The sequence below is a fragment of the Bacillus sp. JJ864 genome, assembly GCF_036963045.1.
Taxonomy (GTDB): Bacteria; Bacillota; Bacilli; order Bacillales; family Bacillaceae_G; genus Bacillus_A; species Bacillus_A pseudomycoides_C.
Genome location: NZ_JBALLY010000069.1, coordinates 1 through 24331 on the forward strand (window position 1 = coordinate 1; position 24331 = coordinate 24331).

The 24331-nt window shown below is 38.7% G+C and carries 23 protein-coding genes and 1 other annotated feature (1 of these 24 cut by a window edge); of the genes, 17 read left to right on the forward strand and 6 right to left on the reverse strand.

Annotated features, from left to right (window positions below; translation table 11 throughout):
• Positions 1-63 precede the first annotated feature (63 nt).
• Complete coding sequence (locus tag V7024_RS11480; RefSeq protein ID WP_335519828.1) at positions 64-1503, reverse strand: NADP-dependent glyceraldehyde-3-phosphate dehydrogenase; 1440 nt, start codon at positions 1501-1503, stop codon at positions 64-66.
• A gap of 567 nt (positions 1504-2070) precedes the next feature.
• On the opposite strand from V7024_RS11480, the gene V7024_RS11485 reads away from it, so the two are divergent.
• From V7024_RS11485 to V7024_RS11510, 6 genes are all read left to right on the forward strand, one after another.
• Entirely contained in the window at positions 2071-3837 is a 1767-nt protein-coding gene (locus V7024_RS11485) for an ABC transporter ATP-binding protein (RefSeq protein ID WP_335519831.1), read from the forward strand.
• Between the two features lie 236 nt (positions 3838-4073).
• Positions 4074-5192, forward strand: a complete 1119-nt coding sequence (locus tag V7024_RS11490; RefSeq protein ID WP_335519835.1) for an RNA-guided endonuclease InsQ/TnpB family protein — start codon at positions 4074-4076, stop codon at positions 5190-5192.
• 166 nt (positions 5193-5358) lie between these two features.
• The gene (locus tag V7024_RS11495) at positions 5359-7359 is read left to right on the forward strand and encodes an ABC transporter ATP-binding protein (protein WP_335519838.1); all 2001 of its coding nucleotides are present in this window, start codon (positions 5359-5361) and stop codon (positions 7357-7359) included.
• 343 nt (positions 7360-7702) lie between these two features.
• Positions 7703-8509 carry an amino acid ABC transporter substrate-binding protein gene (locus V7024_RS11500; protein WP_335519842.1) on the forward strand — a complete coding sequence of 269 codons (807 nt, stop codon included), beginning with the start codon at positions 7703-7705 and terminating at the stop codon, positions 8507-8509.
• The gene (locus V7024_RS11505; protein ID WP_335519899.1) at positions 8496-9197 is read left to right on the forward strand and encodes an amino acid ABC transporter permease; all 702 of its coding nucleotides are present in this window, start codon (positions 8496-8498) and stop codon (positions 9195-9197) included. The genes V7024_RS11500 and V7024_RS11505 overlap by 14 nt, the downstream gene beginning before the upstream one ends.
• Positions 9198-9224: 27 nt before the next feature.
• Positions 9225-9959, forward strand: a complete 735-nt coding sequence (locus tag V7024_RS11510) for an amino acid ABC transporter ATP-binding protein (protein WP_335519845.1) — start codon at positions 9225-9227, stop codon at positions 9957-9959.
• Positions 9960-10192: 233 nt separating this feature from the next.
• Here the strand turns inward: V7024_RS11510 and V7024_RS11515 are convergent, their stop codons facing one another.
• Complete coding sequence (locus V7024_RS11515) at positions 10193-10393, reverse strand: alpha/beta-type small acid-soluble spore protein (RefSeq protein WP_098917366.1); 201 nt, start codon at positions 10391-10393, stop codon at positions 10193-10195.
• A gap of 252 nt (positions 10394-10645) precedes the next feature.
• Here V7024_RS11515 and V7024_RS11520 point away from each other — a divergent pair, with 252 nt between their 5' ends.
• Both V7024_RS11520 and V7024_RS11525 read left to right on the forward strand, forming a co-directional pair.
• Positions 10646-10840, forward strand: coding sequence for an alpha/beta-type small acid-soluble spore protein (locus V7024_RS11520; protein ID WP_020061041.1), 195 nt, complete (start codon positions 10646-10648; stop codon positions 10838-10840).
• Between the two features lie 53 nt (positions 10841-10893).
• On the forward strand, positions 10894-11139 hold the full coding sequence (locus V7024_RS11525; RefSeq protein WP_335519849.1) for a hypothetical protein: 246 nt from the start codon (positions 10894-10896) through the stop codon (positions 11137-11139).
• A 43-nt stretch (positions 11140-11182) separates the two neighbouring features.
• On the opposite strand, the gene V7024_RS11530 is transcribed toward V7024_RS11525, so the two are convergent.
• Positions 11183-12247: a YheC/YheD family protein gene (locus V7024_RS11530; protein ID WP_335519852.1), complete on the reverse strand. Its 1065-nt coding sequence runs from the start codon at positions 12245-12247 to the stop codon at positions 11183-11185.
• Positions 12248-12435: 188 nt separating this feature from the next.
• Between V7024_RS11530 and V7024_RS11535 the strand changes: the two genes are divergently transcribed.
• Both V7024_RS11535 and V7024_RS11540 read left to right on the forward strand, forming a co-directional pair.
• A complete protein-coding gene (locus tag V7024_RS11535) occupies positions 12436-13566 on the forward strand; it encodes a DUF445 domain-containing protein (RefSeq protein WP_335519902.1) in 1131 nt (376 codons plus the stop codon).
• Positions 13567-13679: 113 nt separating this feature from the next.
• Positions 13680-14030: a YlbF family regulator gene (locus V7024_RS11540; RefSeq protein ID WP_335519855.1), complete on the forward strand. Its 351-nt coding sequence runs from the start codon at positions 13680-13682 to the stop codon at positions 14028-14030.
• A gap of 33 nt (positions 14031-14063) precedes the next feature.
• On the opposite strand, the gene V7024_RS11545 is transcribed toward V7024_RS11540, so the two are convergent.
• Entirely contained in the window at positions 14064-14678 is a 615-nt protein-coding gene (locus V7024_RS11545) for a DNA-3-methyladenine glycosylase (RefSeq protein ID WP_335519858.1), read from the reverse strand.
• A gap of 135 nt (positions 14679-14813) precedes the next feature.
• Between V7024_RS11545 and V7024_RS11550 the strand changes: the two genes are divergently transcribed.
• The 4 genes from V7024_RS11550 to V7024_RS11565 all read left to right on the forward strand — a co-directional run bounded on the left by V7024_RS11550 (position 14814) and on the right by V7024_RS11565 (position 19999).
• Positions 14814-15686: a Cof-type HAD-IIB family hydrolase gene (locus tag V7024_RS11550; protein ID WP_335519860.1), complete on the forward strand. Its 873-nt coding sequence runs from the start codon at positions 14814-14816 to the stop codon at positions 15684-15686.
• Positions 15687-16011: 325 nt separating this feature from the next.
• Complete coding sequence (locus V7024_RS11555; protein ID WP_335519863.1) at positions 16012-17502, forward strand: coproporphyrinogen III oxidase; 1491 nt, start codon at positions 16012-16014, stop codon at positions 17500-17502.
• Positions 17503-17649: 147 nt separating this feature from the next.
• Positions 17650-19209 (forward strand): fatty acid--CoA ligase, encoded by a 1560-nt coding sequence (locus tag V7024_RS11560; protein WP_335519866.1) that lies wholly within the window; start codon positions 17650-17652, stop codon positions 19207-19209.
• A 100-nt stretch (positions 19210-19309) separates the two neighbouring features.
• Complete coding sequence (locus V7024_RS11565) at positions 19310-19999, forward strand: pseudouridine synthase (protein WP_335519869.1); 690 nt, start codon at positions 19310-19312, stop codon at positions 19997-19999.
• Between the two features lie 119 nt (positions 20000-20118).
• Here the strand turns inward: V7024_RS11565 and V7024_RS11570 are convergent, their stop codons facing one another.
• Together V7024_RS11570 and V7024_RS11575 are read right to left on the reverse strand one after the other, a co-directional pair.
• The gene (locus V7024_RS11570) at positions 20119-20592 is read right to left on the reverse strand and encodes a hypothetical protein (RefSeq protein WP_335519904.1); all 474 of its coding nucleotides are present in this window, start codon (positions 20590-20592) and stop codon (positions 20119-20121) included.
• 43 nt (positions 20593-20635) lie between these two features.
• Positions 20636-21982 (reverse strand): O-antigen ligase family protein, encoded by a 1347-nt coding sequence (locus V7024_RS11575; RefSeq protein WP_335519872.1) that lies wholly within the window; start codon positions 21980-21982, stop codon positions 20636-20638.
• Positions 21983-22171: 189 nt separating this feature from the next.
• Between V7024_RS11575 and V7024_RS11580 the strand changes: the two genes are divergently transcribed.
• The 3 genes from V7024_RS11580 (at position 22172) to V7024_RS11590 (ending at position 24006) form a co-directional block, all read left to right on the forward strand.
• Positions 22172-22960 (forward strand): enoyl-CoA hydratase, encoded by a 789-nt coding sequence (locus tag V7024_RS11580; RefSeq protein ID WP_335519875.1) that lies wholly within the window; start codon positions 22172-22174, stop codon positions 22958-22960.
• Between the two features lie 207 nt (positions 22961-23167).
• Positions 23168-23503 (forward strand): hypothetical protein, encoded by a 336-nt coding sequence (locus V7024_RS11585; protein ID WP_335519880.1) that lies wholly within the window; start codon positions 23168-23170, stop codon positions 23501-23503.
• A 176-nt stretch (positions 23504-23679) separates the two neighbouring features.
• On the forward strand, positions 23680-24006 hold the full coding sequence (locus V7024_RS11590; RefSeq protein WP_335519883.1) for a nucleoside triphosphate pyrophosphohydrolase: 327 nt from the start codon (positions 23680-23682) through the stop codon (positions 24004-24006).
• 186 nt (positions 24007-24192) lie between these two features.
• Positions 24193-24331, forward strand: a binding site (T-box leader) (it continues 77 nt past the right edge of the window).

Below are 24331 nucleotides of genomic sequence, written 5' to 3' on the forward strand. Positions count from 1 at the left end.
CCCTGACCGCTACTATGCACGGCCAGGTGCACTCGCCCATCTAAAAAGAGCAGTTTTAAGTTATTACATTAAATTCAATACCGTTACTTTCTCGCGCGTCATCGATTCAAGACTTTTACGAATCCCTTGTGCGCCCATACCAGAACCTTTTACACCGATGAATGGGAAGTGATCTGGGCCGCGTTCCGTGCGTCCGTTAATTTGCACAGAGCCTACTTCGATTTTGTTTGCGATGTGAAATGCTTTGTTAATATCTTTTGTAAATACACTTGCTTGTAAACCAAACTCAGATTTGTTTGCAATTTCAATTGCTTGTTCATCAGAAGAAACGCGAATAACTGGGAGAATTGGACCGAATGGCTCTTCCCAAGCGACTTTCATATCTTCTGTTACATGATCAAGAAGTGTTGGATAGATTAAGTTACGTTCACGTTTGTTGCCGATGACAATAGTTGCCCCTTTTTGAATTGCATCGTCTACTAAACTTTGAACGAAATCAGCAGATTTATCATCGATTAATGGTACGATCGTGCTGTCTTGTTTTGGAGAACCAACAGATAGTTTTGCAACCTCTTCTTTTAATAAGCGAACAAGTTCATCTGCTACATGTTCATGTACAAGGACGCGTTTAATCGCTGTGCAGCGCTGACCGGAGTAAGAGAATGCCCCGCTAATAATATGTTTGGCAGCTTCTTGTAAGTCCGCGTCTTCGCGTACAATACCAGGGTCTTTTCCGCCAAGTTCAAGAACAAGTGGAATCATTGCAGCTTTTTTTGCTAAATGTCTTCCTGTATGTGTACCACCTGTGAACGATACCATATTGATGCCAGAATGCTCTACTAAATAATCACCAATGATAGAACCACGTCCTGTTACTACGTTAACAAGTCCTTTTGGAAGGCCTGCTTTATGCAAGGCTTCAATCATTTTAATACCGCTAATTGCGCCTTGTGTAGCTGGTTTAAAGATAACAGCATTTCCTGTAATAAGAGCCGGTGCAAGTTTGGCAGCTGCTAAGTTGACAGGATAGTTAAATGGTGAGATTGCAAGAACGACGCCAAGCGGAGCGCGCTGAATAATCGCAAGTTTAGATTTAGCGCCGCCAGGGAAGCGATCGCCCATCATACTTTCACCATGCATATGCATCGCTTCGTCTACTGTGTAACGAATGAAATCAGCTGTACGAACAACTTCTTTTTGTGCATCTTTATATCCTTTGCCGACTTCTTTCATGATGATGTCAGCAATTTCATCTTGCATATTCACGAGCTCATCAGCCCATTTATATAAATACTGTGCACGATCTTGAAGAGACGCTTCAGCCCAGTCTTTTTGAGCTTCTTTCGCCAATTGAATCGCTTCATCTACTTCTGTGCGAGTAATGGCTTGTACTTGTCCGATTACTTCATGAAGATATGGAGATGAAATGTCGATTGTTTGCCCAGATGAGCTTTCTTTCCATTCTCCATTTATATAAAATTTGTACGTCTTGCTAGTTTGCATAGTAAGTCCTCCTAAAAATTAGTGACTTGTAAGAGTGAGTATATGGTGATTGTATGGGGTTTGAAAAAAGAATACAAATGAAATGTTTGTGAAATCTATTTTTGGCATGGTTTTTGCATTCGCTTTCTTTATTATAAAAGTTAAAAAAAGTAATTGACAGAAAAGTCTTTAAAGTTATAAAATTAAAAATGGAAAATATAAGAAGAAGGAGGTGTGCGTGATGATTGTAATCGTATATATGACTGGCTTAGGTGTTTTACACAATAAATATCATCACGCAACCTCTACGGACAAATAACGCTTCTTGTTAGCCTGAAAAGAAAGCGTACGTTGCGTGTGCCGTGACGTGCGCTTTTATGCGTTTTTCGCATATCGTTAAAGCGACGGTATGCCTTTTTTTGTCCCTTTTTTTAGATTGTTCCTATACATTTGTATAGTTTCAATAATTCATTTTAGAAAGGTAGGAATGACGATGGAAAAGTATGAGGTGCGTATGGTAAAAACGGAGACGCTAGATAGCGGATAACGAGTCGATGTTTACAAAACAACGAGAAGGGAGAGGTTACATTGTTTTCTGTATTACAAAAATTAACATGGTTTTTTAAAACGCATTGGAAAAGGTATAGCATTGCCATTGTTTGTTTACTTTTTGTTAATGTCATTGAGGTGATCCCGCCAAAGTTAATTGGATTAGCAATTGATGATATAAAAGCTGGAGATTTAACAAACACAGGGATTATGGAGTATGTAGGGATGTTACTTGGGGCAGCAGCAGCTGGTTATGTACTTTCTTATGTGTGGCAATATCAGTTATTTGGCGGTGCATTTGTGCTTGAAAAAACGATGCGTTCCAAATTTATGGGACATTTGCTGAAAATGACGCCAACTTTCTACCAGAAAAATCGTACAGGTGACTTAATGGCAAGGGCAACGAACGATTTGAAGGCAATTGCCATGACAGCTGGATTTGGTATTTTAACGCTCGTTGATTCGAGTTTATATATGCTGACAATTGTGCTTATGATGGGTATTTCAATTAGTTGGAAGTTAACACTTGCCGCACTATTACCGCTACCGATTATGGCGTATGCAGTGAGTGCTTATGGAAATAAATTACACAATCGTTTTACAGTTGCTCAAGATGCATTTGGAGATATGAACGATAAAGTGCTGGAGTCGATTGCCGGTGTACGTGTGATTCGCGCTTATGTACAGGAAAGAGAAGATGAGAAGCGCTTCAATACGTTAGCGACAGATGTGTATGAAAAGAATATGAAGGTCGCAAAGATTGATTCACTTTTTCAACCGACAGTGAAAATGCTTGTGGGGATGAGTTATTTAATTGGCCTTGTGTACGGAGCATTTTTAGTATTCCAAAATGAGGTGACCCTTGGGGAACTTGTATCGTTTAATGTGTACCTTGGCATGATGATTTGGCCGATGTTTGCGATTGGTGAGTTGATTAATGTCATGCAGCGCGGAAATGCTTCGCTTGATCGTGTAAATGAAACGTTAGCATATAAGCAAGATGTACAAAACGTAAAGAAACCAGTGCACGTACATCAGCCAGACTGTATTGATTTTGAAGATGTAACGTTTTCCTATCCGACATCTTCTACGTTCAATTTAAAAAATGTTTCGTTTTCGCTTAGCAGAGGAGAAACGCTTGGGATTGTTGGGAGAACGGGGAGCGGGAAAACAACGCTCGTTCGGCAGCTTCTGCGCCAGTATCCACTAGGGACAGGGGAAATTACAGTGTCAGGTATACCGATGCAAAATATTCACATCGATCAAGTATTAAGCTGGGTTGGATATGTCCCGCAAGAACACATCCTGTTTTCTAAAACAGCGCGGGAAAATATTTTATTTGGGAACCGAGAAGCAAGTGAAGCGGAGCTGCAAAGGGCAATTGAAATTGCTGCTTTTACGAAAGACTTGGAATTTTTGCCGGATGGATTAGAAACGCTTGTTGGAGAAAAAGGTGTATCGCTATCTGGCGGACAAAAACAGCGTATTTCCATTGCGCGGGCCGTCATTCAAAATCCGGAAATTTTAATTTTAGACGATTCGTTATCAGCGGTTGATGCAAGAACGGAAGCGGCAATTATTGAAAATATCCGGAAAGAACGCAGCGGGAAAACGACGATTATTACGACGCATCGTTTATCCGCAACGCAGCATGCGGATTGGATTCTCGTGATGGATAATGGGGAAATCATTGAAGAAGGAACGCATGACATGCTCATTCAAAAGGGCGGTTGGTATACAGAACAGTTTGAAAGACAACAAGGGGAAGAAATAGAAGGCGTAGCAACTGGTAACCAAAAGTTGTAAAACTTTATAAAAGCTTACTGAAAAATAGTAGGGATTTGCTCATTGTGATTTTGGTTTTATCTGATAGCCGTTTGAGTTGTTCATATAAATCCATACGGACTGAGTTTGATTATGCTTTTCTTGTTTTTAATTCAAGGTTTTCACTTATGTACATCATCTCTAAATACATTATAAACTACAGTCGAACAACTTTCGATTGAATGTAGTTTATAATGAATATAAGGAGGTGATAAAGAGTGATTCTAGCAAAAAAAGTTAGACTTAAACCAACTTTAGAGCAAGAACAACAACTATGGAAATCGGTAGGAACAGCAAGGTGGGCATATAATTGGGCACTGTCTAAACAAGAAGAAAATTATAAACAAAGTGGTAAGTTTTTAAATGATGGTGTTCTTCGTAAAGAGCTGACAAAACTCAAGAAAATAGATGAATATGCTTGGTTGTATGATGTGTCTAACAATATTACAAAGCAAGCGATTAAAGACTCATGCGAAGCGTATAAACGATTCTTTAAGGGATTGACGGAGAAACCTAAATTTAAGAGTCGTAAGCGCTCTAAACCATCTTTTTATAATGACCCGATTAAACTAAAAGTCAAAAACAGAAGAGTTCTTATTGAAAAAGTTGGATGGGTAAAAACATCTGAACAGATACAAATAGATGTCAAGTATTCTAATCCTCGTATTAGTTTTGATGGTAAGTATTGGTATATATCGGTTGGGATTGAGCAAGAAATTCCGAAACAAGAGTTGACAAATGAAAGTTTAGGAATAGATGTGGGTGTAAAAGAACTCGCAGTTTGCTCCAATGGAATGACTTTCAAAAATATCAATAAAACGAAAATAGTAAACCAGGCAGAGAAACGCCTTCGTAGGCTGCAACGTCAAGTTTCTCGTAAATATGAAATGAATAAGGAGGGAAGCCGTTTTGTCAAAACAAGCAACATTATAAAACTCGAAAAAAGAATACAACGACTGCATAGACGTTTGACAAACATTCGTGATAATCACATTCACCAAGCAACAACTGCAATCGTGAAAACCAAACCTTGCAGAGTTGTTATGGAGACATTAAACATCAGAGGAATGATGAAGAATAAACATTTGTCAAAAGCTATCACACAGCAAAAATTATACGATTTTAAGATGAAGTTACAGTATAAGTGTGAAAAGTATGGGATTGAGTTTATAGAAGCTGATAAATGGTTTCCTTCGTCTAAAATGTGTTCTTGTTGTGGACAGATTAAGAAAGATTTGAAACTGTCGGATAGAACATACGGATGTGATTGTGGATTAGAAATGGATAGAGATTTAAACGCTTCTATTAATTTGTCACGTTATGAATTAGCAAGTTAACACTGAAACGTTATTGCTAATATGTAGGATTCGTTGTATCCGAATTTACGCTTGTGGAGTGTTATACCAAACGAAAGTAGCTTCGGCAAAATCGGACACGTAGAAGCAGGAAGCAAACAATTTCTTATAGAGTTTTATAAGGTTTTGGCAACGGTGAGGTGAAAATATGAGTGTTGGAAAACGATTATTTCAATATGCGATGAAAGTAAAAGCAACGATTGGAATTGCTTTAGCGATGTTATTTATTTTCGTTATTGCGGAATTAGCTGGACCGTTTGTTGCGAAAACGATGATTGATGAACATATTGTTGGCATTGAAAGATCTTGGTATGAAACAGTAAAAGGAGATGATGCTGTTCTTTATCACAACGCTTGGTATAAGCGAAGCGATCGGTTTGAAGCAGGCGAAAAGAAAGGAAAAGAAGTGCGCATTGTTCAAATTGGCCGCGACTATTATTTTATTCCGAATAAACTTTCATTTGAAGGAACGCGGTCTGTAAAAGGAGATATGGTGACGATTCAGAAAGGGAAAGCGGCACAAGTCTATAAAGGGATGGAGCTGACAGGAGAGGAAGTTTTCTCGTTTTATCAGCCAGAAATAAAACGACTACTTATACTAGGAAGCGGCTATTTAGCACTATTACTTGTTGTATCTCTCTTTGCATATGGAAAACAATTTTATTTACAAAAAGCAGCGAATAAAATTATTCAAATTATGCGAGAAGACGTATTTTCTCACATTCAAACTTTACCGATTCGCTACTTTGATCATTTGCCAGCTGGGAAAATTGTTTCTCGTGTGACAAATGATACGGAGGCGATTCGCGAGTTTTATGTAACGGTATTATCAACATTCTTTTCTAGCTTTATTTATATTATTGGTATTTTTATTGCCTTGTTCTTATTGGATGTGAAACTTGCGTTTATGTGTTTAATCCTTATTCCGATTTTATGTGTGTGGGCGATTTTTTACCGAAAATACGCATCTGTATACAATCATAAAATGCGCTCACGCTTGTCGGACATTAATGGAAAAGTGAATGAATCCATTCAAGGGATGCCAATCATTCAAGCGTTTCGTCAAGAACGCAAGGAAAAGCAAGACTTTGAGCAATTAAACGAAGAGTATTATATGTACCAAAATAAAATTTTAAATTTAAATGCAGCGACGTCTCATAACTTAGTTGGCGTGCTACGCAACATTGCATTTACAGGTGTGATCTGGTCCTTTGGCGGTGCATCATTAAGTGCTGCAGGAATGATTTCGTTAGGTGTGTTATATGCATTCGTTGATTATTTAACGCGATTATTTTCGCCGATTACCAATATGGTGAATCAGTTAGCGAACTTAGAGCAAGCGCGCGTTGCTGCTGAGCGTGTGTTTGAATTGTTAGATGAAAAGGGAGAAGCGGTGCAGGAAGAGCACATTCCGTCGATAAGAGGAAATGTTCGCTTTGATAACGTTTCGTTTTCTTATAATGGGAAAGATGAAGTGCTGCAGAACATTTCCTTTGAAGCAAAGAAAGGCGAAACAATTGCCTTAGTCGGTCATACTGGATCAGGAAAAAGTTCGATTATGAATGTACTCTTTCAGTTTTATGAATTTCAAAAAGGCGGCATCACAATTGATGGATACGATATAAAAGAAATTCCAAAACAAGCGCTTCGCGAACATATGGGAATTGTTCTGCAAGATCCATTTCTATTTACAGGAACAGTTGCTTCTAATGTAAGCTTAGAGCAAGAACGAATTTCGAAGGAAACGATTGTGAAGGCGCTCCGTGATGTTGGAGCAGAGCGTTTTGCGGGTAATATTGGGGAAGAAATAACGGAAAAAGGAAGTACGCTTTCAACAGGTGAAAGGCAGCTCATTTCTTTCGCCCGGGCACTTGCCTTTGATCCAGCCATTTTAATTTTGGATGAAGCAACATCTAGCATCGATACGGAAACAGAGGCAATGATTCAACAGGCGCTCGAAGTCGTGAAAAAAGGGCGAACGACATTTATTATTGCCCACCGTTTATCAACAATTAAAAGCGCTGACCAAATTATCGTACTAGACCGCGGAACGATTCTTGAAAAAGGTTCGCATGAAGAGTTGATGGAAAAGCAAGGTCGTTACTATGAAATGTATAAAACGCAAATTGCAAATAGTCAAAGTGCGTAATGTTTACGGAATGTTCAGGAAATTTTAAAGCAATGTTTACAAGTCGGACGTATTCTCCCTTTGTTTATATGATACGTTGAACGAAAGGGGGAATATCAATGGAGGAATTATCAGTTACCTTTAACATTGCATTCTTTTTGTTATTATGCGGAATGATTGGATATTGTGTGTTAGATTCTTGAAGAACTTGCCAGGGTGGCAAGTTCTTTTTTTCACATGATTGATTTTGATTGAAAAGGATACACTAAGTGAAAACATTTTGATTGAAAAATGTTGCAAGATTGAATAGAATAAGTTAATGTTATTCTTAAATTCCTATCAGAATACTTGGAGGATTGTCATCATGAAAAAATTACTTTCATTTTTCGTACTTGCACTACTAGTTGTAGGAGTGGTAGCAGGTTGCGGAAAACAAGCAAAAGATAATACAGCAGAGAGCACGAGCAAAGATGCGCTTGAGCAAATTAAGAAGAGCGGAGAGCTTGTTGTTGGGACAGAAGGTACATACCCGCCGTTCACATTCCATGATGGAAGTGGAAAGTTAACTGGGTTTGATGTTGAAATTGCAGAAGAGGTAGCAAAGCGTCTTGGCGCGAAAGCAGTATTTAAAGAAACACAATGGGACAGCTTATTTGCTGGGCTTGATGCAAAGCGTTTTGATATGATTGCGAACGAAGTCGGAATTCGTGAAGATCGCCAAAAGAAATATGACTTTTCTAGTCCATACGTATCATCTTCAGCAGTACTTGTGATTTCAAAAGATAAAGATAAACCAGCGACATTTACAGATGTGAAAGGTTTAAAAGCAGCACAGTCTTTAACAAGTAACTTCAGTGACATTGCGAAGAAAAACGGTGCAGAAATCGTAGGCGTAGAAGGCTTTAACCAAGCGGTTGAATTATTAAACTCTGGCCGCGTTGATTTCACAATTAATGATCGTTTATCTGTGTTAAATTACTTAAAAACAAAACCAGATGCAAAAGTGAAAATTGTTGATACAGAAAAAGAAGCATCAAAAAGCGGTTTAATGTTCCGTAAAGGCAGCGACAAATTAGTTGCTGAAGTAAATAAAGCATTAGATGACATGAAAAAAGACGGCACATACGACAAAATATCGAAGAAATGGTTTGGTGAAGATGTATCTAAGTAATGCTATATTGGATTTAGATCGATTATCTGTTTGGGTTGATATCACAAAAGCATCCTTTATGCCTATGCTGAAGGGTGCTCTTTTCAATACGATACCGCTGACATTGATTACATTTATAATTGGTTTAGCGTTAGCGACGGTAACAGCGCTATGCCGCATTTCTGGAAATCGTGTGCTAGAACGGATTGCACGCATCTATGTATCTATTATTCGCGGTACACCGCTTCTTGTTCAGTTATTTATTATTTTTTATGGGCTGCCGACAATAGGGATTACAATTAATTCTTTTCCAGCAGCGATTATTGGATTTTCGTTAAATGTCGGAGCGTACGCTTCAGAAATCATTCGTGCTTCGATTTTATCGATTCCGAAAGGGCAATGGGAGGCTGCATATACAATTGGTATGTCGTACCCGCAAGCGCTGCGCCGCATTATCCTGCCGCAGGCCTCGCGCGTTTCGATTCCGCCTCTTTCCAATACATTTATTAGTTTGATTAAAGATACATCGCTGGCGTCCTTAATTTTAGTAACAGAAATGTTTCGGAAAGCGCAGGAAATTGCAGCGACAAACTATGAATTTTTAATCGTTTATACAGAAGCAGGACTCATTTACTGGGTAATTTGTTTCTTATTATCGATTGTACAGCAAATGCTTGAAAAACGAGCAGAACGTTATGTTTTAAAATAATCCTTGTTAAAAGGAGTTTTTGTTTCTATGATTTCAATTCAACATTTACAAAAAAGTTTCGGTGATAACACCGTTTTGAAGCAAATTGATATGGACGTAGATAAAGGTGAAGTTGTTGTTATTATTGGGCCTTCTGGTTCTGGGAAGACAACATTGCTTCGTTGTCTAAACGTACTAGAAACGCCGAATGGCGGTGTCATTCGTATCGGTGAGGAAACACTTGATTTTTCGAAAAAAGTGACGAAGCGTGATATCGTGAATTTGCGCACGCAAACCGGTATGGTGTTTCAACATCACAACTTATTCCCACATTTTACAGCGCGTGAAAACGTAATGGAAGGCCTTGTTACGGTGAAGAAAGTTTCAAAAGAGAAGGCAAAAGAAAAAGCAGAGTACTTTCTAAGAAAAGTGGGACTCGGCGATAAGATGGATTTATATCCATTTCAGCTTTCAGGTGGACAGCAGCAGCGCGTAGGGATTGCGCGCGCACTGGCGATGGAGCCGCAAGTTATTTTATTTGATGAACCGACATCAGCGCTTGACCCTGAACTTGTGCAAGAAGTGCTAAAAGTAATGCGAGAACTTGCCCAGGAAGGGATGACGATGGTCATTGTGACGCATGAGATGCGCTTTGCCCATCAAATTGCAAACCGTGTTATTTTTATGGATGGCGGTGTCATTGTTGAACAAGGTACACCGGAAGAAGTTTTGGTACATCCGAAAGAAGAGCGGACAAAGAAATTTTTACAAATGCTACAGTAATATATAGATCCAGTTTGATTTTTCAACGTCCAAGTTACTGCTATGTAAAACAAAAAGTGATATGCACTCGCTTGCTCGCTTTGTTTTCATAACGGACGTGGCAGGAAAAGGCCCTGACCGCTTCTATGCATGGCCAGTTCCTCTCGCCCACCCTAAAAAAGAGGTTTGATTTTCAACTTGTATGTATATAGAAAGGTCTCAAGCGATGCTTGAGACTTTTTTGCCATATATATTTATTTTTGAAATCCGCCAAGGCTTTGTTCAGCCATTGCTACTAAACGCTTTGTAATTTCTCCACCTACTGAACCATTTGCACGAGCTGTTGTATCAGCACCTAATGTTACTCCAAATTCAGTTGCAATCTCGTATTTCATTTGGTCTAGAACATTCTGTGCACCAGGTACTGCTAATTGATTAGAACGTTGAGTTGTCATAGGATATGTCCTCCTTAGTGTGAGTTTTGGTTGGATTAGCTGGAGTTGAACCAGGATTGCCCCGTTTGGCACTAATCCATCGTGTGGAGTGATTGTATTCATAGTATGGATGATACGTAGAAAGATATGCGAGTTATCATTTTGTAAAATTTGTAAATTAAAATAATGCCAAAAATTACACATGTTCTGTTTGCATAGAAAAAAGATGCTTTTACATACTATGAGTACACCAATACAAGGAGGTGAGATAACATGGCTAGAAACAATAGTCTTGCAGTTCCTGGTGCACAAAGTGCTTTAGATCAAATGAAGTATGAAATCGCAACTGAGTTTGGCGTACAACTTGGCCCAGATGCAACATCACGTGCAAACGGATCTGTTGGCGGTGAAATAACAAAACGTCTTGTATCTTATGCAGAGCAACATTTAGGCGGTTTCCAAAAATAAATGAAAATGGCTATAGGGGACGGGAATACCGTCCCTTTTTTGGAGGAATCAAAATGGCGATTTGTCCGCTTTGTAATGCATTAGAGTATAACGAATATACTTGTCCTACATGTACGAGCATACTTAAAGATTACGGAAAAACAGTCGATTATATAGGACCATATAGTGCATATCAGGACCAAGAACTGCTTGAGAAAGTTGATGGATTATCTGCACATGACTCTCGGCAGTATTGCCTTCATCTTTTATATTGCCCGGTTTGTGAAAAGCAAACCGAAATCACTGTCCAGCTTATATGAAAACCCGTCTCAGCAAAAAGTTGAGACGGGTTTTTTCGCTTAATTACATCTCCAGTTTACTGTTTGTGTTCCTGTTTAGATGACGGTAATAATGAAGAGGCGCTGTAAATACTTTTTCAGCCAAATTAATATTGTGTTTGGTAAAAGCAGTGTAAGTAGGATTCGGATTTATTAGATAGAGCCAAACGGCACCTTTATTGTCCATTACAATGGAAAGTTCTAATTCAAATAGATGAGAAACGGCATTTTCTAAGGCTTCAGGTACTTCTTTCGTAATAATGCGTAAACTATCCTGCAATAGGGTAAAGTCAATTTTAGGTAGCTGATGTTGCCACTTCGTAAACGGAATAAAACGTATTTGCTGTGTAAGAGGAAATAAGAAAGAATATGGTGTGTCGTCTATTTGGATTAGCTTTTCTTGTTCTTCCCATACACCACTTTTGTTTTTTTGTAAAAGAGAGCGAATATGAACAGGGGATGTTCGCACCATAGATTGTACGTTATACTCACATGTTTGCAGCAACGATTGTAGCCAAGATAAAAATGGCTCTTTTGTTTTGAATGTTTTTGTTGGATATTGATTTTGTTCTAATGTAGTAACATGGAACATACGGTTTTGATAAGAAATGTGGTGCATGCTTTGTGTTGAAAATGGATGACAGGACTTTAAAATCACATCTTTTTTTGTTTGTAATAGCTGTAACGTTGTCTTTTCATTTGCGTGTTTTATTGTGGGGATATATGGTGCTAGTTTTTTATTTTTTGCAAGAATTTCATATACATCGGTCTCAATTGGAAGTTCGGCGTTTAAAAATACGGATTGCGGGCGGTTTTGCAACCATTTGATAATAGGGAGCGCCTTCTTCACATTTTTTTCAGTTTTGTATGTGCATCGGTTGTATATGTGAGATGGAATGACAAATTGCTCTTCTACCCAATCTTGCTGATTGGCATCAAAAATAAGTCCGTTCACAAGCTCTGTTTGGGGATTGATACTAAAGGGAGTAAACTGTGCAACGGTAATATGATGGAAGCAGGCGCATTTTGCAATTTCTGTGTAGTATTCTTGCTCATGATGGAAACGTGATGTTAATAGTCCGAGAATCATAAGACAACCTCCTTTTATAGGGTGCTAAACATGTATCTACTTGAGAATATTCAAAGAAATGTGTCTTATACCAACTATGAGTACTATTTTTGATGAATTGACTAGTATCTCGTTTGCTGGCGCATTGTATAGCAGTTATAATGAAGGGTATGTATATTTGAGAAACGGAAGGTTGATATTTTGTGAATATGTGGCTAAATCTGTTAACAACAACAGGAATAGGCGCGGTTATTGGTGGATATACGAATCATCTTGCCATTAAAATGTTATTTCGACCGCATCATCCAAAATATATTGGAAAGTTTCGGGTGCCCTTTACGCCTGGATTAATTCCAAAGCGCCGGGATGAGTTAGCTGTACAATTAGGGAAGATGGTTGTTGATCATTTATTAACACCAGAAGGAATTGAGAAGAAGTTAACAAATGAGTCGTTCCAACAAGAGCTTATCGGCTGGGGGCAAACAGCAGCGGACAAGCTTCTGATGAATGAGCAAACGTTGCACGAAGTGTTAGAGAAGCTGGATATGATTCATATGGAAGAACGAGTTACAAAGCAAATTGAAGGCATCATAATACATAAAGTAGATTCATTATTTGAAACATATCGTGCGTATACGTGGGAACAAGCTCTGCCGCTGTCTGTTCACGAAAAGATTGATGAGAAAATGCCAGATGCAGCTGCTTTTCTTATCCGAAAAGCTGTGGATTTCTTTGAAAGTGCAGAAGGAAAACAGCGTCTCTCTAAAATGATTGATGACTTTTTTGCATCGCGTGGGACATTATTAAATTTAGTGGGCATGTTTTTAGGGAATGTAAGTTTAGTCGACAAGTTGCAGCCAGAAGTGATTAAATTCTTGCAGCAAGAGGGAACGAAACAATTGCTGTCTGATGTGATGAGAAAAGAGTGGGAAAAGCTGAAACAGCGTGAAGTGAGTGAAGTAGAAGCGTTCGTTTCAAAAGAAGATGTCCTGAAAGGCATTCTGTCTTTTGTGAAAGTGGAACAAACGGTAAGTACTGTATTCAATCAATCTGTTCGTGATGTATGTGCTCCGATTCATGACAATGTAAGAAACAATGTGATTCCAAGTGCTGTGCGCAAGGGGTTACAGTGGGCGACGAATCATATCGGGGATATTATGCAGCGTTTGCATTTAGCTGATATTGTACAGCAAGAAGTAGAATCATTTCCAATTGAGCGCATAGAAGAACTAGTTTTATCTATTACAAAAAGTGAATTGAAAATGATTACGTATTTAGGTGCGTTACTTGGCGGTTTAATTGGAGCCCTGCAAGGCTTATTATTAATTATAATGTCATAAAGTGAAATTACTTCACATATGATACATAGTCTGATATCGTAGGAAGAGTATGTAAGGAACGAAAACATATAAACAATGTGACAGTGTATCGCATTGCAAGGAGGATATATATAATGGCAAACAATATGCATGATGTTGCGTATGAATTACAAAAAGCAATTGCAGAACATCCTGATTTTCAATCATTAAAAGTGAGCTATGCAGAAGTACAAGCAGACGCAGATGCGAAACAACTATTTGAGCGTTTCCGTATGATGCAAATGGAGCTTCAGCAAAAAATGATGCAAGGCGAGCAATTAACAGACGAAGATAACCAAAAAGCGCAAGAAGTTGTAGCATTAGTACAACAAAACGCAAAAATTACAAACTTAATGCAAGCAGAGCAACGTTTAAATATTTTAATCGGTGACGTAAACAAAATTACGATGAAGCCGCTTGAAGACTTATATAACGAACATATGTAATCATAAGGAAGAGGCACTTTTGAAGTGCCTTTTTTATTTCGAAACAAAAGGATGACCTTGAAAGTAAAAACGCCATGGATAATGCACGGCCTCTTCAGCATAATCAATATTAATGCGCGGGCCTGCGGTGATGTTATATGTATGAGAAAGGTGATGTTCTGGAGAAACCTGCTCTATATATAGTTCATCCCCCGTAAGGAGAAGCCCTTTTTGTTCTAATGTAATTCCCAGTGCTTTGCACAGTTTTCCTGGTCCGTTTGTTAAGTTTTTGAACTGTGATTTTGTAATTGTTGTTTTCCCGTATCTTGCTTGTTTCATCTCTTCGATGCCTTCTATTGGCTCTAATGCCCGAATTAACACACCTTGCGGGATCCCCTTTGGTGCTGTAATGATGTTAAAACAATGATACATACCATAAATAAGATATACATAAGCGTGACCGGGAGATTCGTACATAATTTCTGTTCGTTCTGTGCGGCGGCCGCCATAGCTATGGGCTGCTTTATCATCAGGGCCTTTATATGCTTCTACTTCGACAATGATTCCGCTTCGTTTTACTCCATCTACAACGTGAACGAGTTTATGTCCAAGCAATCGCTTCGCAACGTCTAATGTGCCGCCTTCATACAAAGAGAGTGGCCATTTCATTTAGAAAACTCCTTTCGCAGCTTTATCTCTTATTAAAGCAAATTCACTGCACAAATGCCAATTCGTTCTAATTAACATTATTGTTTCATAAATTAATGATAGAACAGTGCAGCTAATAAAAGGGGGTACTGCATCATGATTTATCGTTTGTTAGCTCTTAATATAGATGGAACATTACTGCTTTCAAATGGAAAGCTCCAAAAAGGAACACGTGAAGCGATTGAGTTTGTAAAGAGAAAAGGTGTATACGTTACGCTCTTTACGAACCGAAACTTTCAATCTGCTCACAAAGTAGCGAAATCATTAAAATTGGACTCCATATTAGTGACGCATGGCGGCGCATTTATTTCATCTTCATTAGATAAACCGTTAATCCAAAAACGATTATCAGAAGAAACAACATTTAATATTGTGCAGGTACTCGAACACTTTGAATGTAACGTGCGCATTTCTCATGAAAGATTTTCGATTGGCAATCGCCATCAGCATACGCCAAATTTAATTGCTCGAACAGTTTTATCCACTTCCGATCCGCTCTTTTATCCGGTTCAATTTGTAGATTCGCTTGGTGATGCCCTGCGCGATCAACCAGTCGCTGCCCCAAAAATTGATGTAACATTCGCAAGTCAAAGTGAAAAGCAGCGTGCGCTTACGACTTTACAAAAATCATTTGAAAATGTGGAGTTTATCGAGTGCGGAAAAGTACAAATCGAAATCGTACCGCCTCATGTATCGAAATTACGCGGGCTGCAATTATTAGGTGAGCATCTTAATATTGAATTAAAAGAAATGGTAGCGATTGGCGATGGTTTCGAAGATTTAGCTGTTATTGAAAGCGTTGGATTAGGAGTAGCCATGGGCAATGCCCCAATTGAATTGAAAAAAGCAGCCGATTGGATTACGCGCTCCAATGATGAAAACGGCGTACAATACATGATCAAAGAACACTTTCGAAAACAGTTTCCAATTAAGTTTTTAAACAATCACTTGCAAATGAAGAGATGGTAATAAGAAATCTCAGGCGGGTGCCTGAGATTTTTCATATATCGGCGGTTCGACACAATATAAAGACTCTTCGACGATATTCGACATAAATGTATCCGAGACGAACATATAAACTGCTGCAATGTAAAGCAAAAAGTGGCCTGCACTTGTTTTATCCCTCTGTTTTAACGCTGCATGTGGCAGAAAAAGGCCCTGACCGCTGCCACACATGGCCAGACCCTCTCGCCCATTTAAAAAAAGAGGGGTTTCCCATCCCAGGAGTTCCTTGTTGACCTCATATCACCCTTCAAGTAAACTAAAGGAAGTTTGAAAATAGAAAAGGTGATGATTGTTGTTAATTTCAATTAAAACGTTACAAGATGATCGTTTTTTACGTCCGCTGCAAAATATTAGCGGCTTATTTTTTGAAGAAAGTACGGTAGCATTTGAACAAGAAGATGCAAATATCATTGTTGATATAAATATAGAAGGAAATGTAACGGCTTCTGCTCGTTTAACAGAAATCCTGACAGGAAATGTGTATGAAGAGACGTTTTCTAAAGATTTATCGTCCTTTACGGAAGAAAAGGAACGTATGAAGCAAGTGAAGCATGTTGTTTCTTATGTATATTTATCTGTTCTTCAGCAGTTAACAGGCGTGGAGCAAAAGTGGGGTATCTTAACGGGTGTACGCCCAACGAAGCTTCTTCATAAAATGCTGCAAAGCAGTATGACAAAAGAAGCAGCACATAATGAACTGCGTGAAAGTTATTTAATTCATGATGAAAAAATTGAGCTTATGCAGCGCATTGTCGACTGTCAATTAGCTGTTGTTCCAGATTTATATCGTTTAAAAGAAGAAGTAAGTATTTATATTGGGATTCCGTTCTGTCCAACGAAATGTGCATATTGTACATTCCCAGCGTATGCGATTAATGGACGCCAAGGATCTGTTGATTCATTCTTAGGCGGTTTACATTATGAAGTTCGTGAAATTGGTAAGTTTTTAAAAGAAAAAGGCGTGAAAGTAACGACGATTTACTACGGCGGCGGTACGCCAACAAGTATTACAGCTGAAGAAATGGACATGCTGTATGAAGAAATGTATGAGTCGTTCCCAGATGTGAAGCAAGTTCGTGAAGTAACGGTAGAAGCAGGGCGCCCAGATACAATTACACCAGAGAAGCTAGATGTGTTAAACAAATGGAATATCGACCGCATTAGTATTAATCCGCAGTCGTACCATCAAGAAACATTAAAAGCAATTGGACGTCATCATACAGTAGAAGAGACGATTGAAAAGTATCATCTTGCTCGCGAAATGGGTATGAATAATATTAATATGGACTTAATTATCGGTCTTCCAGGTGAAGGAATAGATATCTTTAAGCACACGCTAGATGAAACAGAAAAGCTTATGCCAGAATCGTTAACGGTGCATACATTATCGTTTAAGCGTGCTTCTGAAATGACGCAAAATAAGCGTAAATATAAAGTGGCAGGCCGCGAAGAGATTACAGCGATGATGCACGAAGCGGAAAAATGGACGAAAGAGCATAGTTACGTACCGTATTATTTATATCGTCAAAAGAATATTTTAGGTAACTTAGAGAACGTTGGCTATGCAATGCCAAGTCAAGAAAGTATTTATAACATCGTGATTATGGAAGAAGTGCAGTCTATTATCGGTCTTGGCTGCGGTGCATCAAGTAAATTTGTTCATCCAAAGACAGGGGCGATTACGCACTTCGCAAACCCGAAAGATCCAAAATCATATAATGATGGCTATATCAAGTATACAGAAGATAAGCTTAAAATTTTACAAGAGTTATTCGGATAAGAAACTGCCAGTTTGGCGGTTTCTTTTTTTTTTTTTTTGTAAAACGCTGTCGAGAATGATCAGAAAAAGGAAGTAAAAATGAGCAGGAAATGTCTATTTGTGGACGAATTCATAAAATTATGAAAATTAAAAGGGGGAATATGCGGTATGTACATGACTGTTGGCAGAATTTTTGATTTAGCTGTGCAAAAATATCCACAGAAAGAAGCGTTAGTAGAACCTGCAAAAAACATTCGCTGGACATATAAACAGTGGGATATGGAGGTAAATAAAACAGCAAACGCACTTCTTGCAGAAGGCGTACGAAAAGGAGACCGCGTTTCTGTTTACTTATATAATTCACACGAATTTGTAACTGTTTATCTCGCTTGTGCAAGGATTGGCGCAATCTTTAACCCGATTAATTTCCGTTTAAAAGCGAAAGAAGTTTCCTACATATTGCAAGATGCTTCCTCTAAAGTTGTTGTGTTTGAAAAAGAAGTTGAATCAACAATTGCGTTAATTGAACGTGACTTTCCGCATACTTCATTTTGGTATATTGAAGAGGATACACCGCCTTATGCTGCTTCTTATCATGGAAAAGTAAATGAGGCACAGGCAGAACCAATCGACATTGAAGTGGAAGAAATGGATTATTGCTCGATGCTGTATACGAGCGGTACGACTGGGAATCCAAAAGGAGTGCTGCACCGCCACCGAGACATGGCTGAGCATAGTATGATTTGTACATATTATATAAAATATACACGCGATAGTGTCGGGTTAGTTGTTGCACCGCTATACCACTGCGGCGAATTAAACGCTGGTATTTTGCCGCGTATTCAAGTTGGCGGGAAAAATGTAATTTTGCATCATTTTGATACGAAAACAGTGCTAGAAACAATTCAAAAAGAAAAAATTACAACGTTCTTTGCAGCACCGACAATGTGGAACATGCTGCTGCAAGAAGATTTAACAGAATACGATTTAACTTCGATGAAGATTGGAATTTACGGCGGAGCAGCAATGGCGCCGGCGCTTGTGAAAGAATGTAAAGACCGTCTGTATATTGATCTTGTACAAATTTACGGAATGACAGAGTTTGGACCTGTTATTGCCTTTCTTGTCGAAGAAGATCAAATTACAAAAGCAGGATCAGCGGGTACACCTTGCTTTAGTCATGAAGTGCGCATCGTGAAGTCAAATGAAGATGAACCATCCGAACCAGACGATATCCTTGCGCCTTACGAAGTTGGAGAAATCATTGTACGCGGGCCAAGTATGATGGCTGGATACCATAACCGCGAAGAAGCAACGAAAAAAGTCATGTATAAAGGCTGGTATCATTCTGGTGATCTTGGCTATTTCGATAAAGATGGTTATTTATACGTGGCAGATCGTGTTGACGATATGGTTATTAGCGGCGGTGTGAACGTTTACCCGCGTGAAATTGAAGACTTTTTGCATAGTCATGATGGTGTGTTAGATGTGGCGGTACTTGGAGAACCAGATGACCTGTGGGGCGAGCGCGTCGTCGCGGTAGTGGTGAAGAAAGATGAGTCATTAACAGAAGAAGAATTAGAGCGTTACTGTAAGGAAAGTGATGAGCTAGCTGATTATAAACGTCCTCGTCATTATATATTTGCCGAAGAACTGCCGCGTAATGCGAGCGGGAAATTACAGAAATTTGTACTTCGTGAATCTTTAAAGGAAGCGAAGAAATCATAATAGAAAGAGAATGCACAGCTTGATGTTGAAGCTGTGCATTTTTTTGCCGTTCCCATTCATGGTAGAATGGGAAAAGCGTAAATAAGGAAAGGAACTTTGCATGAGAATTAATAAATTCATTAGTGAAACAGGTTATTATTCAAGAAAAGAAACGAATCGTCTCATTGCCACGCAGCGAATTACGGTGAACGGCGAAATTTGTGAGCCTGGACAAGAAGTAGAGCCTGACGATATTGTCCTTGTTGATGGGAAGCCAATTCCGAAGAAGACGCATCCCATTTATATTGCATTAAATAAACCGGTAGGGATTACGTGTACAGCGGCGAAGCATATTGAAGGAAATATTATCGATTTTGTGAATTATCCAGAGCGCATTTTTCCAGTGGGTCGCCTTGATAAAGCATCACAAGGATTAATTTTAATGACAAATGACGGTGATATCGTAAATAAAATGATGCGCTCCGAACATGGGCATGAGAAAGAATATATTGTCACAGTCGACAAGCCATTTGATGATGCGTTCTTAAAAGGAATGGCCGGCGGTGTAACAATTCGTGATGGAAAAACAAATCCGTGTGATATATATCGGATCAGCGATTGTGTATTCCGCATTATTTTGACGCAAGGGATGAACCGGCAAATTCGCCGGATGTGCCGAGCGTTTGGTTATACCGTCACGAGGCTAGAACGTATTCGGATTATGAACATAACAATAGATGGAATCGAGACAGGGCAGTGGCGCGATTTGACTGAGGAGGAACTACGTGAGCTCCTTGCGCTATTAGGATAAAAGAAAAAGAAGGAGGCGATGCCTCCTTCTCCTGGTGTTCCGACTATTTGTGAGTCGAATACTGTCGAAAGGGTCTTTATATCGTGTCGAATCGCCGATATATTACAGACCCGTCTTTCTTACTTACGTGTAAATCCTTCTTCATCAAGGTATTGTGCTGCTTCTTTGTAAGAGTTGAATGTACCATCTAACTGTATTCCAGCATAAACGTTCCACATATCTTCATCTTCTTTTATAAGCGTTAAGATATGTTTGTCTTCGTTTATCCACTCTTCTTCTTGAAAATTCTCTGTAAGTGCAACTTCTTCTACTGGTTCTTGTGAAAGGCCAGCGATTGATTTTTCAAGTAAGGAGCGAAGTTCTTCCGCTGAAAAATCACGGATGTTCACCATTCCTTTATCGTTTGTTTTGTAGCCTTTTAGGTTCCCGGCATAGACAAACCCATTTCCGTTCGGGTGTAAATGGTACACAACGTTCTTTTTGTCTAGGCGGCTTTCTTCATAATGAAAATTAATGCGTCCTAGAGAGACAGTTTTTCTTTCTAGCTCTGGAAATGATTCAATAATCGTTAATTTCTCTTCAAAAGTTATCATAAATCCTCCGTAATTGTAATTAATAATGTGATGGTTCATTATATCACTCTGCTTGTAAGTCCACAATCAGATAAGCGAGCAAGGCAACAAAGAAAATGCTGACAGCCGGTGCGGTAAATACATGTCCAGCTGCAGTTGCGGTGCCAATTGCAAGCACGATTGCCGTGCTAAGCAACATATATTTTATGGTTAAAATAGACTTGAAGTTTGTGAGAATGCAAAGCGTAATCCTGATACCGAAGTAAACAAATGGCAGTAGGTACATGATAAATCCAATGATTCCGAACCAGAAGAATAGGTCATGGAAATCTCTTTCTATCACTTTTGGTGTTTTTTCATAGTTGCCGGCATAGCCCATGCCTAACAATTTTTGTGACAGCGGTGCCTCTTGAAAGTATTTTTGATGTGCGTTTAGAAATTTGTCACGATCACTATAAATTAAACTGTTTACTTCTCCAGTTGTTAGAGCTCGTTCTTCTTGTTTACTAGGCTGTTCTGCTTGTTCATTTACATGCGGTTTGTTATAGATTTGTAAGTGGATTCCCATGTTTTTGGCGATAGGAGTAAACGGTGTTGCAATTGCAGTGCCTCCTAATACGATTAAGGCTAGGATTGTATTAATGAGCTGCGGGCGGCCTTTTCCTTCTCCTTTTCGCTTCATCATATATTCGATAAATGAAAAGAATAGCGCCACTCCTAATGTCACAATACTAGCTACGTATCCAACCTTTGTTCCGATCATAATACTAGAATATAGTGCTAGTATTGTTGGAAGCCAGTAGTATGCTTGCGTAAAAGAAGTTGTCTTATGGATCGAGTATAGGACAACAACTGGGAATGTAATGGCTAAAATGGCACTGATTTCGTTTGCAGCATAAAACCATCCTTTCGAGCCGATTTTCTCATTCGTATAACTTTGATAGTCTGTTCCAGTTGCAATGGAAATGACCATGACAATACTTATGAATAAACTGGCATATAAGAAATACCGTAATAATATATAGAATGAATTTTGTTTGCCTTGCAAAGTTTTAAATACAAGAATATACCCGAACAACATAACGATTGGATACATACATTTCGCCATAAACTTAACTTCTTCTCCAAGTGAAATTGGATGTTTTACAACGAGATTATTAAGAAGTCCAGCTGTCATGATAACGCCTAGTAGGCAAATATATACGAGAGGTTTTTTATTCTTCTGATAAATAAATAGATAGATCATCGCAAGAAGCATCACGCTAAAACGTACGACAATACTTAACGTTGCATCCATGTGTAGCATCTGAATTGACAATGATGTTAACAAATCTAAGACAGGTTGCAGTGCTATAAATAATAGAAAGAAATACGTAGAATTCTGTTCCTTTTGTATCAATTTCGTACCCATTTTGTCCCCTTTCATAATCGAAGAAATAAATGTATGCTGCTTTTTCACAATACACTATTTTAGTAATATGGTAAATAAATGTAAAATAATTTAGTGTAAATTCGACAGAAAATTAAGAAAAAAGAAGGTTTTTGAAAGCCCTTTCTATAATTATATAAGGATAACAGATTATAGAAGGAGAGAGAGTTTATGACAGTTTCGAGTAAGGCGGAATCAGTAATTGTAAAATATGAAGGACGAGTTGCGACGATTATGTTAAATCGTCCGGAAGTGTTAAATGCATTAGATGAGAACACGTTAAAAGAACTGCTGCAAAAGTTAAAAGAAGTAGCTGAAAGTTCTGTTCATGTCGTTGTGCTATGCGGGAATGGCCGCGGTTTTTCGGCGGGCGGCGATATTAAATCGATGTTAGCAAGCGGAGATGAAAGTGCGTTTGAAGGCATTATGAATACTATCTCTGAAATTATTGTAACGCTGTATACAATGCCAAAGCTTGTGATTAGCGCGATTCATGGTCCAACAGCAGGGCTTGGCCTTAGCATTGCTTTAACAGCTGATTACGTAATGGCTGATATTTCATCCATTATTGCGATGAATTTTATTGGAATTGGTTTAATTCCAGATGGCGGCGGCCATTTCTTCCTACAAAAACGTCTTGGAGAGCATATGGCAAAAGAGATCATTTGGGAAGGAAAGAAATTATCAGCAAGCGAAGCGCTTGAAATTGGCATGATTGATGAAGTAATCGGTGAGAATTTCCAAGATGTAGTGAAACAAAAAATTAGCGAATGGCTGCAAAAGCCAATTGCTTCTATGATTCAAACGAAGCAAATTTTGGCTGAATTAAATCGTTCTTCGTTAGAACAAGCGCTTCAGCTTGAAAAACGAGGTCAATATGCAATGAGAAAAACAGCGGACCACAGAGAAGGAATTACTGCGTTTTTAGAGAAGCGCCCTCCAGTGTTTAAAGGGGAATAAAGTGAAACTTCCATCAGTGTGGGGCATCCCCCACTGATGGAAAGCCTTCACGAATCGACCTAGCTTCCGCATTTCTCTCTGCATCTTGAGGTGGGGATCTTACTGCCCGTTAAAGCGGGATAAAAGTTTTACAAAAATAGAAAGTGTTAACACATTTTTTGTATAATGGTGTTAGCACTTTTTTTCGAATGATAGAAGGAGAAGTGGATGAGCCTAAAACAAAAAAGAATAAGCATGATTATAATCGGTACATGGCTACTCATATATGTGCTGTTACACCGCACACCAACTGCAGCCATTCGAACTGAGATGTTTCTATCTGGAAATCCAAAGGCAGCTATGCAAAGTGAGATTGAGAGAATGGAAGATCGATATGATGGCGTTGTACCAGATCATCTCCGTGCGTTTTACGGTGTGCCAGAGAAAGAATATGAAAATTATCGCTTTCCAGAAATACGTCACATGTCATCTAGCATTGATATGTCGTCAGCTTGTGTAAAAAAACATTGGTTTTTATATTATGCAGAGCTAGGGTGCTTTTAAGCATATAAATCCAGTTTATTTTTCGTCGTTATTATACATAGCTTGCTACTTGCTTTCGTCTTTTGTTTTAAACTTTACATGTGGCAGAAACAGGCCCTGCCCACTTCTATGCGTGGCTAGATGCTCTCGCCCGCCTAAAAATAAAGAGTTTTTAATTTGTATTTGGAGGTGTTCTCATGTCAGTTTATAATAAAGTTGTCCGCGACCGTGTACCAGAAATGATTTTAATGTCTGGTAAAACATATACATCGAAAAAATTAAGTAAACAAGAGTACATAGAAGAACTATCGAAAATTGGCGTAGAAGAAATGCGTGAATTTGCATCTATGCAAGAACGTGAGCATGCATTAGATTCTTTAGCGGATGCATTAGAAGTAATTAAAGCATTGGCGCAAGCAGAAGGTGTAACGTTAGAAGATGTTGAGCGCATTCGTAAAGAGAAAGAAGCGGAGCGCGGCGGATTTGAAAAAGGTGTGTATTTAGTAGAAGTGAGTGAGGAGTAGGGGAGAGGAGAATTACCTATATAAGTCGCTGCTATGCAGAATAAAACATGACCGCTTCTATACACGGCCAGATGCTCTCGCCCACCTTTAAAAAGAAAGGGATTTTTATGTCGGTTTTTCAAAATATTTTTGTACATTATTGACAATAAAATGTTAATTTACTATAATTGGCTATAATTTAACATTTCAAATACGATGAAAAAGCCCAGTAGCAGTTTGTCACTGTTATCGAGAAAGCTAGGGGTTGCTGGAACCTAGCACAAACAAACTTGTGAATTACACTTTGGAGTATCTTAGGTAATGCTAAGCGGAGTAGCAATCGATA